The sequence below is a fragment of the Ensifer sp. WSM1721 genome (assembly GCF_000513895.2).
Lineage (GTDB): Bacteria > Pseudomonadota > Alphaproteobacteria > Rhizobiales > Rhizobiaceae > Sinorhizobium.
Window position 1 is genome coordinate 568,417 of the sequence record NZ_CP165784.1, and the last position, 16,428, is coordinate 584,844.

At 61.2% G+C, this 16,428-nt stretch carries 16 protein-coding genes and 1 pseudogene; 1 reads left to right on the top strand and 16 read right to left on the bottom strand.

Features of this window, described 5'->3' with window-relative positions; all coding sequences use genetic code 11:
- Positions 1 to 70: 70 nt before the first annotated feature.
- Both M728_RS28235 and M728_RS28240 read right to left on the bottom strand, forming a co-directional pair.
- Complete coding sequence (locus tag M728_RS28235) at positions 71 to 1,411, bottom strand: calcium-binding protein (protein WP_198023426.1); 1,341 nt, start codon at positions 1,409 to 1,411, stop codon at positions 71 to 73.
- Positions 1,412 to 1,872: 461 nt separating this feature from the next.
- Positions 1,873 to 2,709 (bottom strand): response regulator transcription factor, encoded by an 837-nt coding sequence (locus M728_RS28240; RefSeq protein WP_198023427.1) that lies wholly within the window; start codon positions 2,707 to 2,709, stop codon positions 1,873 to 1,875.
- A 772-nt stretch (positions 2,710 to 3,481) separates the two neighbouring features.
- Between M728_RS28240 and M728_RS28245 the strand changes: the two are divergent.
- A pseudogene (locus M728_RS28245) lies at positions 3,482 to 3,974 on the top strand (ATP-binding protein); the annotation flags it as partial.
- Positions 3,975 to 4,330: 356 nt separating this feature from the next.
- Here M728_RS28245 and M728_RS28250 read toward each other — a convergent pair.
- From M728_RS28250 to traI, 14 genes are all read right to left on the bottom strand, one after another.
- Positions 4,331 to 4,849: an RES family NAD+ phosphorylase gene (locus M728_RS28250; RefSeq protein ID WP_026622609.1), complete on the bottom strand. Its 519-nt coding sequence runs from the start codon at positions 4,847 to 4,849 to the stop codon at positions 4,331 to 4,333.
- Positions 4,846 to 5,235, bottom strand: coding sequence for an antitoxin Xre/MbcA/ParS toxin-binding domain-containing protein (locus M728_RS28255; RefSeq protein ID WP_026621624.1), 390 nt, complete (start codon positions 5,233 to 5,235; stop codon positions 4,846 to 4,848). The genes M728_RS28250 and M728_RS28255 overlap by 4 nt, the downstream gene beginning before the upstream one ends.
- 602 nt (positions 5,236 to 5,837) lie before the next feature.
- On the bottom strand, positions 5,838 to 7,139 hold the full coding sequence (trbI, locus tag M728_RS28260; RefSeq protein ID WP_026621623.1) for an IncP-type conjugal transfer protein TrbI: 1,302 nt from the start codon (positions 7,137 to 7,139) through the stop codon (positions 5,838 to 5,840).
- Positions 7,140 to 7,149: 10 nt separating this feature from the next.
- Positions 7,150 to 7,599, bottom strand: a complete 450-nt coding sequence (gene trbH / locus M728_RS28265) for a conjugal transfer protein TrbH (protein WP_026621622.1) — start codon at positions 7,597 to 7,599, stop codon at positions 7,150 to 7,152.
- Positions 7,599 to 8,402: a P-type conjugative transfer protein TrbG gene (gene trbG, locus M728_RS28270; protein ID WP_245269734.1), complete on the bottom strand. Its 804-nt coding sequence runs from the start codon at positions 8,400 to 8,402 to the stop codon at positions 7,599 to 7,601. The genes trbH and trbG overlap by 1 nt, the downstream gene beginning before the upstream one ends.
- 47 nt (positions 8,403 to 8,449) lie before the next feature.
- The gene (locus tag M728_RS28275; protein ID WP_026621620.1) at positions 8,450 to 9,112 is read right to left on the bottom strand and encodes a conjugal transfer protein TrbF; all 663 of its coding nucleotides are present in this window, start codon (positions 9,110 to 9,112) and stop codon (positions 8,450 to 8,452) included.
- Between the two features lie 14 nt (positions 9,113 to 9,126).
- Complete coding sequence (trbL, locus tag M728_RS28280) at positions 9,127 to 10,314, bottom strand: P-type conjugative transfer protein TrbL (protein WP_026621619.1); 1,188 nt, start codon at positions 10,312 to 10,314, stop codon at positions 9,127 to 9,129.
- Positions 10,308 to 10,535, bottom strand: a complete 228-nt coding sequence (trbK, locus tag M728_RS28285) for an entry exclusion protein TrbK (RefSeq protein ID WP_026621618.1) — start codon at positions 10,533 to 10,535, stop codon at positions 10,308 to 10,310. Before trbK ends, trbL begins: the two co-directional genes overlap by 7 nt.
- Positions 10,532 to 11,341, bottom strand: a complete 810-nt coding sequence (gene trbJ, locus M728_RS28290; RefSeq protein ID WP_026621617.1) for a P-type conjugative transfer protein TrbJ — start codon at positions 11,339 to 11,341, stop codon at positions 10,532 to 10,534. The genes trbK and trbJ overlap by 4 nt, the downstream gene beginning before the upstream one ends.
- Positions 11,313 to 13,775, bottom strand: a complete 2,463-nt coding sequence (locus M728_RS28295) for a conjugal transfer protein TrbE (protein WP_026621616.1) — start codon at positions 13,773 to 13,775, stop codon at positions 11,313 to 11,315. The genes trbJ and M728_RS28295 overlap by 29 nt, the downstream gene beginning before the upstream one ends.
- Positions 13,776 to 13,785: 10 nt before the next feature.
- Positions 13,786 to 14,085 (bottom strand): conjugal transfer protein TrbD, encoded by a 300-nt coding sequence (locus M728_RS28300; protein ID WP_026621615.1) that lies wholly within the window; start codon positions 14,083 to 14,085, stop codon positions 13,786 to 13,788.
- Positions 14,078 to 14,470: a TrbC/VirB2 family protein gene (locus tag M728_RS28305; RefSeq protein ID WP_026621614.1), complete on the bottom strand. Its 393-nt coding sequence runs from the start codon at positions 14,468 to 14,470 to the stop codon at positions 14,078 to 14,080. Before M728_RS28305 ends, M728_RS28300 begins: the two co-directional genes overlap by 8 nt.
- Complete coding sequence (gene trbB / locus M728_RS28310; RefSeq protein WP_026621613.1) at positions 14,460 to 15,431, bottom strand: P-type conjugative transfer ATPase TrbB; 972 nt, start codon at positions 15,429 to 15,431, stop codon at positions 14,460 to 14,462. Before trbB ends, M728_RS28305 begins: the two co-directional genes overlap by 11 nt.
- Positions 15,428 to 16,063: an acyl-homoserine-lactone synthase TraI gene (gene traI / locus M728_RS28315; protein WP_026621612.1), complete on the bottom strand. Its 636-nt coding sequence runs from the start codon at positions 16,061 to 16,063 to the stop codon at positions 15,428 to 15,430. The genes trbB and traI overlap by 4 nt, the downstream gene beginning before the upstream one ends.
- Between the last annotated feature and the right edge of the window lie 365 nt (positions 16,064 to 16,428).

The following is a 16,428-nucleotide window of genomic DNA, read 5'->3' on the forward strand; positions in this document are numbered from 1 at the left end:
AAGTAGCACCGTCTCTGGAGCGGCAGCGAGGCCGCTTCGCTCGGGCGTACGCAATCCGCCGTGCGGGCCGTTAACCGAGCAAGGACAAAAGGTCGCCGAGTTGCAGGAGCAGTTGAGCCTCCTGCACGTCCTGACGGTCGTCGGCATCAAGGGAGACCGCTCTGAGCAGCGCTTCCGCCTGGGCGTCGCTGAAGATTCCCCTGCGCGGCATGCCACCATAATCTGGGTTGAGTGCGAAGAACTCGTCCAGCGTCAGCTCGGAGCGGCGGTCAAAAACATCGAAGCTTATCACCAGGTCATCCGAATCGCGGGACGAACACTGCATCGTGAACGCGCCTCGCCCGAGCGCGGCGAGCTCGTCCAGATCGGAAATGGCCAGGCGGTCGCCCTGTCCTATGGAGAAGTCCTGGATCACGTCGCGCTCGAACCCGGCGCCGAGAAGGAACAGATCGCTGCCGCTTCCGCCGCTGTAGACGTCGCTGTCGTCGTCGCGCTGAGCGCCAAGCCGGAAGATGTCGTCGCCAGCCCCGCCATCCAGGCAGTCGCGGCCTTCGCCGCCGCACAGGATGTCGTTCCCGCCTCCACCGTTCACCGTATCGCCGTCGTCGCCCCCAAGGAGAAGGTCGTCTCCGCCGCCGCCGGAAACCGTGTCGTCGCCCTCGCCGCCGAAGATCCAGTCCGCGCCCTCTTCGCCATGCAGTCGGTCCGTGCCATCTTCACCAAGAACGGTGTCGTTTCCCGCCCCTCCATGAACCGTGTCGCGGCCCCGGCCTCCGAGGATCCAGTCATCCCCGGCACCTGCCAGAACATTGTCGTTACCGGCTCCTGCGAAGACAAGCGTGTCGCCAGGCCCGGTGCTGATCCCGTCCGGCCGCGACGAGCCGACGATCTCCGTGTAGGCCACTTCGCCGCTTACGGCTGCGGTCGCGGAGACCGTGACAGTGGACAGCGCGTCCTCTACCGCCACCGCGTCGGCCTGCACGTCCACGAAACTGTTCTCGCCTGCCGCGGCGGCATCGACGTTGAAGAACGCCGTATTTCCTTGCAACGCCCCAATGTTCGCGCCGTCCAAAACGTGGGATTCAGCCGTTTCGACCTGTACCCGGTGACCGAGATCGAACTTCAAGTCGAGGGCCACGAAGCTCAGGTTCGTCGTTTCACCCAATTCATCGGAACCGCTGCCGCTTCCTACGCCTGCCGCCGATTTCGTGGACACGATAGACAGATCGGCGCCCGCTATTGCCACGCCTGCATACGCCGTTGCGAAGGCGGAGTTGCCGCGTGCCGCTGCAGTGAAGCTGGCGCTGCCGATCGCGAATGTGGCGAGTCCTCGGTCCACCAGCTGGAGGCTGACATTGGCACTGGCCGTCGAGTCCGCCCCGAATGCGTCGGCGCCGCCGACGACGGTCACAGCAAGCGCGCTTTCGGCCGTCACCGCCTTTGTGACAACCGGCGGACCTTCCCGCTGGCTGCATGCGCCAAAGGGTTCGTTCCAATACGTAGGGAGGCTGCAGAAGTCGTACGGAGTAAAGTGATGGAAGAGTGACGACCAGATGCCGCCTCCGAACGTGTACGCTCTCATGTTTGCATACCCCCATAAATCGTCTCCAAGGTAGTACACGGGGGGCGGGAAGACATCGGTTCAATCAGCCATCATCCCGAGTGAGAGCACACCATCGGAAGCATGATCGCTCAAATCGCAGTGAGTAAGCTTTTTGGAGTAGAGCGCAAGAGCACAGACATCGACAAACGGACAGCTACTGCATAATTCCTTAAATCATATTCGATCTAAGGACAAATTATGCAGCAATTCAAAGGCTACAGCGCCGCGCCTGATACGACGCGCGGCGCTGTAGTACACCTCGGCTGCGGTTACGACGGCTTGGCTTCCGGCGGCACGCTGGTTGTCGGCCGGGCTCCGCCTGCACTCGTGCTTCTACCAGCTTGTTCGATCGCGATGCCTCCGCGCGCAAGCAGGGCCGGAGCAACGGCGTTGGACGCGCCGTTTTGGACGGGCGCGGTGCCGGGCCCCTTGTCCAGGACCGCCGCGCCGAACAGTGCCGCCTGTGTCCTGTTTGAAGCGCCGAGTTTTCGCATTATCTGCCGGACATGCACCTTGACCGTCGATTCCTCCATCTCCAGGTCACGCGCTATATGCTTGTTCGACCTGCCTTGCCGTAGTCGCTCGAGCACCTCGTTCTGACGTCGCGTCAGTCCCTCATTTTCATTCTTATGATCGTGTGCCTGGCTCTTCACAGAGCGCGCAGTCGATGCGTATTGGTGGAGGAGGGCCTCGCGGGGAAAGAACGTTCCACCCCCAAGGATGAAAGTCAGTGCCTGGCGCGCGATCCCAGGCTCCATGCTCGTGGAGAGGAAGCCCTGTTCGCCAATCTGGGCGGCCACAATCGCCTCCTCGGCTTCCATTCTGTCGGAAATAATGGCGCGCGGCGCGTTCGGAAACAATTCGCGCGCGCTCTTCGCCCAGTTCTGCAGAACTCCCTCGCGAAGGGACGATCCTCCTATGCTCAATATGACAAATCGCACTACCTCTCCCAACTGGCTGTGCGCCGGCATCTCGTCGGGGGAGATTCCAACGGCTTCGAGACCGATCGCTCGGGCCCACTCGTCAACCAGTGATGTTATTCCCGCCCGACGTAGCTCCAACACGTCGACAACGAGAACAATTCCTCCTTCTGACTTCTTGAACATTTGTACCCCCATTTACATGGCGTAATGTACCCAGCAGAACCGCTGAGCTAGTCAGTGTCTGTCCTTAAAAGGCCATAAATTTTCTATAGCTACTCAGTCTCGATTATCAAATCAGCTATCAATTGTGTATGTCGTTTGTTTATCAATGTATATCAAAAAATCAAACGTCTATTATGTATTACACCTTTTCATTGAAATGAGATTTGCGTACAACAAATATTCTACACAAGTTTCACAAAAGAACTTTTTTCTACCAAAAGGATGGATTGCACTGTAAGGCTGCTGACTGATCGCGCGGTATACCGCCGTGAAAGCAGTGGTCCCCTGCCATTCTGGCAACATGCCAGAAAAGAAGTCGGTATCTAGCACAGGTTGCGATAGAGAACAACTTCAATTAAGAAAATCCTTATAGAGAAAGAAATGATCCGGTCTTATGCCCGAGGGGATTTTTCGCGATATAGTTTTGGCCGATGGAATCCCGCCGATCGTGTCGAGAAACGTCATTTTCCCTTGCGTCAGTCCAAATGATTGCCACTTTTGCCGTGGACTCTTTGGCGGTAGCTTCCTGTTTTAGAACCTCCGCATAAGAGTTTCGTGACAGTCTTGTATCTGCCCACCCCGGTTTCTTAAGGATTGGAAAGGCTCGAAACATGCGGCTAATTAGCCGGCGGTCTCAAGAAATCGATTGACGAAGTCGGCGCAGGCGTTCCAGTCAGTGAACTCGTGATCGCGCTCGGGGCTCGCGGTGCCGCCGCGCTTCATGACAATGAAGTTGACGACCGGCACCTTTGTCGCCGACCAGCGCAATGTCGGGCCGTCGGCGGCACGGGAACGGGGAAGAGCCATCTGGCCGTCGCGATTGCCGTGCACTGATCCGCAACGGTGGGCGCTTCTTCAACGTCATCGCTCTGGTCAATCGGTTGGAGACGGAAACGCACAGTGGCAAGCAAGGGCAGACGGCCGACGATCCCAACCGTCTCGACTTCATCATCCTCGACAACTCGGCTATCTGCCATTTGCCCAGGCAGGCGGCCAACTCCTGTTCCATCTGATCAGAGGCTCTACGAGCGCACCTCGGTCATCGTCACCACGAACCTGGCCTTTGAGTATGGCCGACAGTGTTCGGCGATGCCAAGATGACGACCGCGCTCCTCGACCGGCTCACCCATCATTGCGAGATTGTCGAAACCGGAAACGAATCCTGGCGCTTCAAGAACCGCTCGCAAGGCTCACATGAGGATTTCTGCGTTAAGACCGGTCACTGATGCATAACGGTTCCTGTGGATGTTTGTCCCGGATCCATGGTCTGAGCCAGATTGCATGACGCGGCGCGCTTCCGTCGCCGGTTCAAAACTCACATACGGTCCAAATCTCAGACGGCTTTGCCTGATGCTGCACGCGCAAGGACAGGCGACCATGGAGCGGCTGACGATGTTGCTGAACGATGTCCGCCTCAGCGTCTCCAAGCGGCAGGTCGTTCGGCTTGTGACCAAGGGGCTGGACGGATTTGATGCAGAGGACGCGGCGGAGTTGAATGCCGGACTGGTCTCGGCGATACGGCGCCCGCCATCAAGGACGCACAAACGCTTCAGCCGGGTGAGAACTGGTCGCGCCGCGCCAGTTACCTCCAGGACAACTGATCTTTGGGTAGCCGGCCGCTAGGGTCGTTCACGATTACGCGATGCGGGAGGTCCGGTCCCCACTTCCACAGGACAAGGTTTCGATCATCCTCCTCAGCGCCCGGCGCAAAGCTCGGCACCAGAATGCCGACGGTGCCACGCGAGCTCAGCCGATCATAAATTGCCCAGGAAGCGGGCCGCCTCCCTTCCGCAAGGGCTGTGGCCCAGCTGCAGGCCATCTCCTCCATCGAGACGAAAAATGCACTCCTCCCCTCCGACGTGGTCAGGTCGGCCACATCCTCGCAATCGATATCGTACGAGCAGAGCACGCAGGGATCGATGCGATGCGCAAAGCCCTGATTGGCTTCCTTAACCGCCGTCATGATGCTGAGGGCGAGGTAGAGCGCCGGCACACCTTTCGGATTGAAGCGTGCGCCCCTGATGGCGGCGCCATCCCCCGAGGTCGGTTTGAATGCCCAGCGTGGATCATGTGCTCGGTAGCAGGTCTCAACGAACCTCAAGCAAAGCCCCCAAGGGCCATATGATCGAGGTAATCTCGGACAGCTGCCGCCTTGCCGTCCTTCACCAGCGACTCCGCCGTGCGGCCGCCAAAAGCCGGGAGTGGCTGGGCGCGATACCACGCCATGGCCTGCTCCTTGCCCCCGGCCCAATCGGTGACCCGGCTGATGATTTCAAGCATTTCGCGAAGACGGTTCTGCGTCCTTGTTCCGCGGCTGCGCTCCAGGCGGTAAAGCGTTTCGCGGGCGAGACCGGCCGTTTCGGCCAGCTGCGTTTTCGACATGCCGAAGCCGTCTGCGACCTGCTGAACAGCAATCTTTCCGCCCTTGTCCATGTAGGACAAGATCAGCGGTCCGCCATCTTTGTGGATCTTTTGAGCCTGAACCATCTTTCTGCCATATCCATAAACACATTTATTGTACAAAATATATGGCGAAGCTGCGACCTCCGCAAGCCTCAGCCATTCGATTACTTTCCTGGAAACTCGCGATAAAACGGTCGAATGAGTTCAGGTCATAGCGGTGGGCCATTGGCCCTGGCCAGGCGCTCCGCCGCGCGATTTTTCGATCTCGAGGTCCACCTGAAACGAGGGGCGCCACCCGATCCCTTCAAGCCGGCCGATTTCGCGGCATTTCCGCCACAGAAGCCCGCTGGCGCGATTTCGTGAGCGCTTGCGCGCCCCTGGGTCATCTGCACTGCCATTTCGAGTCTGGTGGGCCTCTATTCACATCATAAAAATGCGCTTGCAAAGGTTCGTTTATCCATATCTTCTGCATTTGGAAAACGCCCACTCCCTTGCCTGAAAGATGTTCCAATGGGGGCTAAGGACTCGCGTCACGATCGATGACTATCTCGAAATGAAGTATTTGTGTATGGGCGTGCTTTGAAATTTTCGCGGGTTTTGCAGCATGAAAGTTAGTAAAACGCTTGCTGCACACATAATGTCGCAGCCGTCGGGGTGGCCACGGCGGCGGCCGGTCGCGCTATGCCCTAGTTGCGGTAAAAGCCCGGGAAAATGATGTCCTGATCGACCAGGACATTGAACTTGTAGCCCGGCCTGATCTCCAGCGTCGGCTGGACATTGAGATTGCGACTGATCGTCTGCTCGGCGACCCGACCGAAGCTTTCCGCGAAATTCCGCCTCGCCGCATCCGACGCCGTCTCCTGCGTCGCCAGGGTCGAGCTGTCGGGCATCGACGCATCGATCCCGGTTCCGATCAGCGCGATGAGTACTGCGGAGCCGAAGGTTCTGAGATAATGGTTGTTCACCCTGTCGTGGAAACCGCCATAGCCCTCAGCATCCGTGCCGGCCATGCCGCTGATCTGTAGCGTAGAACCGTTCGGAAAAATGAGGTCCGTCCAGACGACGAGAACGCGACTTTGGCCGAACGACACCTTGCTGTCGTAACGCCCGAACAGTTTCGCGCCTTGCGGGATGAGCAACCGATGGCCGGTGGCGCTGTCATAGACGTTTTGGCTGACCTGGGCCGTGATGCGGCCCGGCAGACCGCTGTTGATGCCAGTGATCAGCGTTGCCGGAATGACGGAGCCCCGCTTTAGTCCGTAGTCCGAAAACTGCGGGACGACACGATTGGGCAGATAGCCGAGTTTCTTAATGTCGGCATTGAAGAAGTCCTCCTTGGATCTTTGCCCGTTCTGATCCGCCTCCTGTCCGGGAAGGCCATTCCTCAGCGCTGCAGCATAGAGATCCGACGCCGATGTCTGTGCATCTGGCGTTTTGGCTGTGACCGTCTTTGCGTCCGTCACCTCAGCCTTTGCCTCAAGCTTGTTGCGATCGATCACCAGCGGCGCATCGAGCGCTGCAGCATTGGCCTGCAGCCGCGCCATGCGCTGCCGGTAGCGCTCGCGCAGATATTGCTCATCCTGTTCCCGCTGCAGCCGTGCCCGCCATTCGTCATCGGAAGCCACGCCCCTCTTCTGCGTCTGATCCTGCACCTTTTCGGGGTGATCCCCGAAGGGTTTTGCGTCGTCCTCTTTCGTCTCGACGGGTGTCGGCTGAAAGGTCTGCGATTTCTCCGGCTCGCCAATGATGCCGTCGGTGACGCCCTGCTTGAGCTGGTCGGCATAGGTCGATGCCGGATTGCCGGTGGTCTGGTTCAGGCCGGCCTCCTTTCCGAAGAACAGACCACGGCTGGTCAGTCCGAAGAAGATGACGGCCAGGAACACGATCACGAATACGATCGCCACGATGATGGGAAGGCGATTGACGCGCTGCATCTGCGTCGCCCGGCTGCCGTTGGCGGATCCGCCCAATTGAAGCGATTGCGTCATGGCGTGTCCCTCACCCTTTCCGCATCACGGAGAGCGGGCTTGCCGGCGTCGCTCCGGTGGCCGTCACAACATAGGCCCGGCCGATTTCGACCGTGGAGGTGGAGAGACGGGCGAGAACCTGGTTCTCATAGGGCTGCAGCACATAGGAGATCGGAACAAGGTTCGACTTGTCGTCGGTCTTTTGGTCGGTCACGATGGAATAGCCCCACCCCTTGAGAGCCGCCTCCAGCGCCTGGCCGAACGGGGAGGCGTCCTGTTTCAGCACCACGGTCGCGGTGCCCGGACCGATCTGTTCGGCAAGCCGGCTGACCATGTCGCCAGCGATGGCGCTCGCCGCTGGCCCGGACACGTCCAGAGGCGCGTCGCTGGCGACTAGGCCAACGGCACTGGTGGACTGGCAGCCGGCAGCTGCCACTGTGAGGCTGGCGGCGATGATCGCCCGAAGCAGGAAGATCCGCATCACCGCTCTCCCCGCCTGATGGTGATCTTCTGCTGTTTCCAGCCGACGCCTGAGACAAGCACGGCGCGGTCGATATTATAGTCGACGACCATCATCCCGCTGTTCATGCGGTAGTTGACGATGCGGTTTTCGCCGCCGGAGATCACGAAGAGCACCGGCGCGTCCTGGCCGGCCAGCGAGCGGGGAAACTGGATATAGGTCTTGGCGCCATCGCTATAGACCCGCGTTGGCCGCCAGCTGGCACTCCCCGAAACTGAATAGCCGAAGTTCAGCTTTTCGGCCGGTACATTGGCGCCGGGGATCGTGCTCATTTCAAGTCGTGCGTTGATGTCCTTGAGCCTGTTCGATACATCTTCCGGATATTCGAAACCGACCCGCGCCATGTATTGCGCGACGTTCGATTTGAGCTGGATATGGTAAGTGCGCCGCGAAGTCGTCACGACCATAGACGTCACCAGGCCCGGCTCCGACGGCTTGACGATCAGGTGGATCGCCTGGCCGCCGACCGCACCGGACGTTGCCGGCTCCACCTTCCAGCGCACCGTATCGCCGACGAGCACGTCGCGGACCACTTCGCCGGCTTGAAGCTCGATATCGCAGACCTGCAGCGGCGAGCAGACGACGGAGGGCTGGACCTCCCCGAACAGGAAGATCACCTTGCCGTCGGCGCCCCTGGTCACAAGTCCCCGCCCTGCCCGCCATTGGTTCGAAATCGCCGCACCCTTCGTCTCGTTCGCGCTCATCGACTGCGCGACGGCGAGGTGCGGCAGGACGGATAGTGCCAGGGCGGCCGACAGCATCATGCTGTGGTGCGCCGCATTGGTAATCGCATTCATGAGTGCCATGCCTTTCAAAGCTGCGCGGTCCAGTCGAAATCACGCAGGTAGAGACCAAGAGGATTGAGACGAATGACGCTTTCGTCCTGCGGCGGGTTAAGCGTGACGGTGGCAATGCCGCGGAACCGTCTAAGGCCCGTCTCCTTGCCTTTCCGGTCGCGCTCATATTCGGTCCAGTCGATCTGGTAGGACTGGTTCGACAGCGCCACGATATTGTTCACCTCGATGGCGACCGTAGCGGTCTTTGCCTTCTCGAACGGCGAATTTCCGCGGAACCAGCTGTTGACCTTTTCGGTCGCCGGATCGGAGGTTCTGAGCAGTGCATAGGTGCGGTCTATATATTGCTTCTGGACCACTGCGTCCGGCGTGACCGAGCGGAAGTTCGAGATGAAGCTGCCGAGCGTGGCGCGCACCACCCGTGGATCAGCATATTCTATCTGCTGCGGGAAGCCGGCATTGACCGCCGCCCCGAGCGTGTCGACCTCGACGATATAGGGGACCAGCTTCACTTGCGTGCTCTGGTAAAGCGCATAGGAGAAGCCGATGACGGCCATCACCATGCCGGACATGCCGACCACGCGCCAGGCGCGGGCCGCCTGGACATAGGAGCCGTAGCGCTCGGTCCATTCCTGGCGCGCAGCAAGATAGGGATTGTCGGGCGGCGTGGATCCGGCCATGGGTCATCAACCTTCTATTTGTTCTCGTCGATGGGGGGTGGAGGCGTGGTGCGGCCGGAATGCCGTTTCTGATCGAGCTTGGCGTTGGCGAGCCCGAGGAGGGAACCGGCATAGGCGCCGGGTGAGGCGATGGCCTTTTCCTTTGCCGCCGAACCCGCCGCGTGCGCAGCGCCCCCGATCCCGGACGCTATGCCGCGCAGTGCGGCTCCCGCGAATGATGACCCGGCTGCTCGCGCCGAACTTGCCGCCTGGGCGCCTCGCGTCGCCGCGGCAGCACCAAGGAATGCGCCGCCGGCGGCAAAGCTCGCGGCCTGGCCGCCATGCCGGATTGTCTCCATCCCGCCCGAGACCGATGCGCCGTGCACGACACCCTGCAGGATCGGCGGCACATACATGGCGATGACGAAGACCACGACCGAAATACCGGCGATCGCAAGCGTCGTGATGAACTGTTCGGATGTCGCCGTCGGGGCCTCTGCGAGACCCAGCAGGACATCGGAGCCGATCTTGGCAATCATCACCAGCGCCATCAGCTTCATGCCGACCGAAAAGGCATAGACCAGGTATTTGACCGCAAAATCCTTGGTGTAGGACGAGCCCCCAAGCCCGAGCATGATCATGCCGGCAAGCAGCCCCACATACATTTCCACCATGATGGCGACGAAGATGGCCGCGACCAGGCTGAACGATATCACCACCACGACCATGGCGAAGACGGCGGCGATCGCCAGCGCATTGTCCTCGAAGAGGCCGAACTTGGCCTGTTCGGACATTTTCGCGGCAACACGAATGCCAGCGTCGAAGATATTGGCGGGCGAGGCGGAGCCGCCACCGGCGCCGATCTGGTAGAGGCTGTCGACCACCGCCCTGGCGACCGTCGGTCCCTGATCAAGAATGAACGCAAACAGGCCGATGAACAGGATCCGCCGCACCAGTTCGGCAAACCAGCTGTCGAGCGAGACGGCGTTGACCGCGAGCCACACGGCGGCGATACCGACCTCGATGCTGGCAAGAATCCAGAACAGCGAGCGCGCCGCGTTCATCACGGTCGTCTCCCACCCCTTGGCGGCGCTGGCAACCTGGCTTTCAAGGGTTGTCAGCACGGAGCCTTGCTGCGCGAGCGCCGGAGCACTCGCGAGCAGCACCATGGCCACCGCGATGAAGACGAGTTCCAGTCTGCGTGAAGGCCGCACGATCACCATCTTGGCTTCATCACCTCTCCGCCGCGAATATCCCGCTCCGGATCGCCGCTGAAGAACTTTTGCCGATGCTCCCGGCGCTCTTCGGCGAATGTGAGTTGCACGATGGACGCGCTCCCTCCTGACTTGCCCAGCGCGCGGGGCTGTACGACAAGCCAGACGGCGCCGGCGCCGAGGGCGACGATCCCTGCCAATGCAAGGGCGATGATCAGACGCGGGCTCACCAGCGCGGCTCCATCACCTGGCCGCCGCGAATATCGTGCTGAGGCGCGCTGAAGAACTGTTCGCGCCGGGCCTGCGCGAGGTCCTTTCGCGCCTGCTCCGACTGGTACCAGGTGCCCATCATGGTCATCTGCTGCGAGACAAGCCCGCGCAGCTTTTGCATCTGCGCGACCTGCTGGGCGGCGATCTCGTGTCCGACCTGCAACGCCTTCATTTGGCCGTCGGCGGTTTCCGACATCGAGCGGATCGAGTTCATCGTCGCCTCCTCGCTGGAAAACTGCTCGGCGGTCAGGTTCGCAGCCTTCAGTGTGACGGCGATCGTGTCGCGGTTGGTGTCTGACCAGATCTGGTAGGAGCTCGAAAACGTCGCATTGTCGGGCAGCGTCGTCCTGAGATCGGCGAAGCTTTGAAAGCGCTGCTTGAGCACATCGTCGATATTGCCCATCGAAAACGCCACGCCCTGCCCGTGCGAGACGATGTTCTGCAGGTGCATCAGATCGCTCTCGACCTGACCCCAGACATGATCGGGCAGCTGGGCGGTATTCTGCAGCATGTTCTGGTAGATGTTCAGCTGGTTCTGGATCTGCTCGGCTAACTGGGTGATCTGGGTGATCTGGTTGTTGACCTGCTCGGCCGACTTGCCGACGAGCGAGATGAGCTCGGCATTGTTGGCGAGCTGGGTCCATTCGGTCGCCTGTCCCGTGACACCCCCGGCCAATGCCGGAATGGGCTGGCTGACCACCAGGATGGCAGCCGCGAGCGCGAGTGCATGTGCGGCACTATTTGACCCGAAAAAGCGTTTCGGCATGATCGATTCCTCTTTGCTGGAGCCAATGGAGGGGCCACTCGGCCCCGTGTTCGGAGTGAAGCGACCGGATGCGCTTGAGGTCTTCTTTTCCGGCGGCGCCCACGAACGAGAGCGCGACAGGACCGAGCGCCATATCGAAGAGCCTACGGCCCTCGGGGGACGCGACGTAATATTCGCGCTTGGGCAGCGCGGTTGCGACGATCTCGATCTGGCGGGAATTAAAGCCGATGCGTTCGTAGAATTCCCGCGTGCCGGGCTCGCGCGCCGCGCCGTTGGGCAGGCAGATCCTCGTCGGGCAAGACTCCTTGAGCACGTCGATAATGCCCGATCGCTCCGCATCTGAGATCGATTGCGTCGCGAGCACCACCGCGCAATTGGCCTTGCGCAGCACCTTCAGCCATTCGCGAATCTTGTCGCGGAAGACGGGATGGCCGAGCATCAGCCAGGCTTCGTCGAGAATGATCAGGCTGGGTGCGCCGGTCAGCCGCTTTTCGATGCGGCGGAAAAGGTAGGTGAGAACCGGCACGAGATTGCGCTCGCCCATGTTCATCAATTCCTCGATCTCGAAGCACTGGAAGCTGCCAAGCGAAAGCCCGTCTTCCTCGGCGTCGAGCAACTGGCCCATGGGTCCATCCACGGTATAATGGTGAAGCGCGTCCTTGATCTCGCGCATCTGCACGCCCGAAACAAAATCCGAAAGTGAACGGCCGCGCGACTGCGCCATCAGCCCGACCTGTCGCGCGATGGCGTTGCGATAGTCCGGCGTAATCGTGACAGCCTGCAGCGACACGAGCGTCTCGATCCACTCCGAGGCCCAGGCGCGATCGCCGTCGCTCGAAAGCTCTGTGAGCGGGCAGAAGGCAAGCGGCCTCCCCTCCCCTCCTCCGGAGGCATCGCCACCGAGCTCGTAATGGTCGCCGCCGAGGCCGAGCGTCAGCGGCAGCATCGAGCGGCCCTTGTCGAAGGCGAAGACCTGCGCGCCTGCATAACGTCGGAACTGTGCCGCGATCAGCGCCAGCAGCGTCGACTTGCCCGACCCGGTCGGCCCGAAGATCAGTGTGTGGCCGACGTCGTCGACATGCAGATTGAGCCGGAACGGCGTCGATCCGCTTGCGACCTGCACGAGCGGCGGAGAGCCCGGAGGGTAGAACGGGCAAGGCGCGACCGGGCTTCCGGACCATACCGAATTGAGCGGCACGAGATCGGCGAGGTTGCGCGTATTGATCAGCGGCTCACGGATATTGGCGTAAGTGACGCCGGGCAGGCTGCCGAGAAAGGCGTCGGTGGCATTGAGCGTCTCGATTCTTGCGCCGAACCCCTCCGCCTGGATCAGCCGGCGGATCGCCTCGCAACTCTCCTGCAGGCGTGTCTGGTCCTCATCAAAGAGGGCGATGACCGGAGTATAGTAGCCGTAGCTGAGGAGCTCGGATGAGGCTTCCGCGATCGCGTCCTCGGTCTCGGCCACCATCATCATGGCGTCCTGGTCGACCGAATGGCTCTGCGTCTGGAACAGCTGGTCGAAGAAGGGCCGCACCTTCTGCTGCCATTTCTTGCGTGTGCGCTCGAGTTTGGCGCGCGCCTCCTCGGCATCGAGGAAGACGAAGCGCGACGACCAGCGGTAGGTGAGCGGCATCAGGTCAAGCGCGTTCAGGATGCCCGGCCAGCTTTCCGCCGGCAGGCCGTCGATCGCGACGACGCCGAGATAGCGGTTCTCGACCATGGGCGTCAGTCCATGCTGAAGCTCGGCGGTTACCAGCCAGTCGAGATACATCGGAATGTCCGGCAGCCGCACCGGATGGTTTTCCCCGGTGATGCAGAAGCGGATGAACTGGAAGAGCTCGTCGTAGCGTGCAAGGCGATAACCGCCGCGCTCCCCGACCTCCCGCGTCATCATCCGCCGGATCGAAACGACATTCATGAGATATTGCTCGACCTCGCGGATCGAGGCCAGAAAGGCCTCGATCGCTTTGTCGGCATAGGTCGCAGATCGGCTTGCCGCGTCCGAATAGACATAGCGCGTCAATCCGGATCGCCTTGGCTCTGGCGGCCGCCAGGTCAGGATCAACGCGTGCCGGCTTTCAAAATGGCCCTTCTCCCTTTGAAAGTGCGTACGCCGCTCGGCGTCGATCGCCCGTGTGACGGGGTCGGGAAAATGGCAATCAGCTTCATCAGGATAGACTTCGGTCGGAACTCGCACGGCCTCGACCTGGATCATCCAGCCGGAACCGAGCCGCGACAGGATCGCGTTGATCTGCCGAGACACCTCGTTGCGCTCGGCATCCGTCGAGCTATCGCTGTCGGGGCCGGCAAAATACCAGCCGGCCATGAGCGAACCGTCTTTCAGAAGGATTACGCCATTCGCGACAAGCCCCGCATAGGGAACAAGATCGGAAAAGGACGGGCCGGCGTGCCGGAAGCGTTTGAGTGCGACCATCTCAAGGACCTCAGTACCGCCGCCAGGGCGTCGATGTCGGCCGATAGCTGGCGCGGTAGGACACATGCCGGAGATAGGCCCGCCGCATCAGCGGGTCGGCTTTCGCCATCATTCGAAGTGCGGCAAGCGCGACCAGCCAGACTGCGAGGCCGAATAGCGCCGCATACCAGGTCAGCACGACGAAGATCAGGATGACCGAGGCAAGACCGGTCAGGAGAACCAGCTCGCGATCGGCGCCCATCAAAAGGTTCGGCCGTGACAGCGCCCGGTGAATGCGTGGACGGAAAAGCGTGGAGGCCGCCTCAGACATGGCTCCCCTCCCCCTCCGTGCGAACGGATAGGCTGGCGGCTTTGTGTCCGGCGCGCGCGTCGACCGCTGCGATCGAAGCACCGGTCGCGCCGAACAGTGCGACGATCTGGGTGGCGCCAAGCAGCACCCCGCCGACCAGGGCGATATAGCAAAGCCGCCGCGCGAAATCATTGAGCTCGCCGCCGAAGATCAGCATGCCGCCGGCGATCGCCACGGCTGCAATTGCGATGAAGCCGGCGACAGGGCCGGTGATCGACTGCTGGATCTGCTGGAGCGGAGACTCCCAGGGCAGTCCGCCACCGGAGGAAGCCAAAGCCGGCTCCAGCGCGAGGCAAACGGAAGCCAGCGCGACGCTGGCCAGGATAAGGGGTCTTTTAGGCGACATGGCTGTCCTCCTCGATCTGTGCGTAATGTTCGGTCCGGTAGTGGGCGTTGCCAAAACCCTCGACATGGATGACCTCGCGGACCCGCCGCCCTCGCCCCGTCCGCTCGATCGAGACGATGAGATCGACTGCCTCGCCGATTACTTCCTGCATCGGCTGCTGGCTGGCCTCTGCGGTCAGTTGCTCAAGCCGGCGCAGGGCCGAGAGCGCCGTATTGGAATGAACGGTCGTGACGCCGCCGGGATGGCCGGTATTCCAGGCCTTCAGGAGCGTGAGCGCTGCGCCGTCCCGCACCTCGCCGACGATGATCCGGTCGGGCCTCAGCCGCATCGTGCTTTTGAGGAGCCGGGCCATGTCGACCGTGTCGCTGGTGTGCAGCAACACGGCATTTTCCGCAGCGCACTGGATTTCGGCGGTGTCCTCCAGGATGACCATCCGATCGTCGGGTGCGTCCGCTACGATCTCGGCGATGACAGCATTGGCAAGTGTCGTCTTGCCCGATCCCGTTCCGCCGGAAATCACGATATTCGAGCGAGACGCGATCGCGTTGCGCAGCACCGACGCCTGCGCTTCGGTCATTACCTTCGACCGCACATATTCGTCCAATGGAATGAGCCGTGACGCGCGCCGACGGATCGTGAAGGCCGGGCCGGCAACGACCGGAGGCAGCAAACCCTCGAAGCGGTGCCCGCCGATTGGCAGTTCGCCGGAAATGATCGGCCGTTCGTCGTGAGCCTCGGATTGCAGCGCGTGAGCGACGCTGCCGATTACGACCTCCGCTGCAGCCGCGCTCATCGCGCCGGCAGCAGCGACACCGTGGCCCAGCCGCTCGATGAAGAGCCTGCCATCCGGATTGAGCATGATCTCGACGACCGTGGCATCGTCAAGAGCGACGCAGAGCCGGTCGCCGAGCGCGTCCTGGAGTTTGCGAACGAGACGGGAATGCGAGTGCAGGTGGGTCATGCCGCAGTCCTCGACCCGCGGCCACTCCCGACGATCATCGGCTTGTATTCTGCCGGGCGGACACGATCGAAGCTGGCATTGTCGACTGGCAGGCTTCCGGCGACAGCGATCGTGTTGCCGACCGGGACCGGGTCACCGAGACGGCGCATCGGCCACCCGGCCCGATTGAGGATGCGTTCGAAACGCAGGTCAGTCGCCGTGACGATCTCGTTATAACCGTTCGCCATCGACCACTCGATAATGCCGGCGAACATCGTCAGCGTCGCCAGATGCAACTGGCCCCCTCCCCTGCCCGCTTCGAGATTGGTGTCGACGCAGAAGCGTGAACTCTCGATCATGCCCGAATGGGCCTCTAGCCGCCCCGCTCGCAACAACTGGGGAAAGGTGTCCTGAAGCATGGTCGGTCCGCCTGCGGGAAGAAGGCGGGCACAGCCGGCGACCCGGTCGGTGGCGTCGACCGCCAGGATGTAGGTTAGCGCGAGCGTGTCGTACTCGTCGCGTTCCCCGTCGGCCGCGATCTCCACGTCCCAGCCCAGGCGCGATCCAAAGACCAGAGCACGAAGGCGATGCATCTGCGTCAGCAGGCCGCTCTCGGGCTCATATAGGTCTGGCGAAACGACCACGATGCGCATGATCCACTCCGTAATGAATTGAATTGCGCATACAGAAATCACCGCGACTCGTTTGTGGCTACGTGCAGAATTGCACCTCGATGATTCTGCCGAATCGCGTTTTAGTCCGTGGAAATGATGAACGAACGTGTGGATGAGGTATGCGGATCTGCATTTCCGGCTCGACATCGCCGGCTTCGAAGATCGAGCTAACTTACGGAAGCATATGGAGGAATCCGCGTTCGCAACAAATTCGCGGCGCTTTTGTTAACTTCTCGTTAACCAAAAAGCTCTTGCTCGCCGACAAGAATCCGCGCCTATTGCCGGTGGCGGAACTTTACCGGTTTCGCGAAAATTACCGCCACTGACAAGAAATGGGTTTTGAG

Coding starts and splice junctions, on each gene's coding strand:
- M728_RS28240 (WP_198023427.1), bottom strand. CDS start 2,709: ATGTTCAAGAAGTCAGAAGGAGGAATTGTTCTCGTTGTCGACGTGTTG.
- M728_RS28255 (WP_026621624.1), bottom strand. CDS start 5,235: ATGGTTCAGGCTCAAAAGATCCACAAAGATGGCGGACCGCTGATCTTG.
- trbI (WP_026621623.1), bottom strand. CDS start 7,139: ATGACGCAATCGCTTCAATTGGGCGGATCCGCCAACGGCAGCCGGGCG.
- trbH (WP_026621622.1), bottom strand. CDS start 7,599: ATGCGGATCTTCCTGCTTCGGGCGATCATCGCCGCCAGCCTCACAGTG.
- trbG (WP_245269734.1), bottom strand. CDS start 8,402: ATGATGCTGTCGGCCGCCCTGGCACTATCCGTCCTGCCGCACCTCGCC.
- M728_RS28275 (WP_026621620.1), bottom strand. CDS start 9,112: ATGGCCGGATCCACGCCGCCCGACAATCCCTATCTTGCTGCGCGCCAG.
- trbL (WP_026621619.1), bottom strand. CDS start 10,314: ATGGTGATCGTGCGGCCTTCACGCAGACTGGAACTCGTCTTCATCGCG.
- trbJ (WP_026621617.1), bottom strand. CDS start 11,341: ATGCCGAAACGCTTTTTCGGGTCAAATAGTGCCGCACATGCACTCGCG.
- M728_RS28295 (WP_026621616.1), bottom strand. CDS start 13,775: ATGGTCGCACTCAAACGCTTCCGGCACGCCGGCCCGTCCTTTTCCGAT.
- M728_RS28300 (WP_026621615.1), bottom strand. CDS start 14,085: ATGTCTGAGGCGGCCTCCACGCTTTTCCGTCCACGCATTCACCGGGCG.
- M728_RS28305 (WP_026621614.1), bottom strand. CDS start 14,470: ATGTCGCCTAAAAGACCCCTTATCCTGGCCAGCGTCGCGCTGGCTTCC.
- trbB (WP_026621613.1), bottom strand. CDS start 15,431: ATGACCCACCTGCACTCGCATTCCCGTCTCGTTCGCAAACTCCAGGAC.
- traI (WP_026621612.1), bottom strand. CDS start 16,063: ATGCGCATCGTGGTCGTTTCGCCAGACCTATATGAGCCCGAGAGCGGC.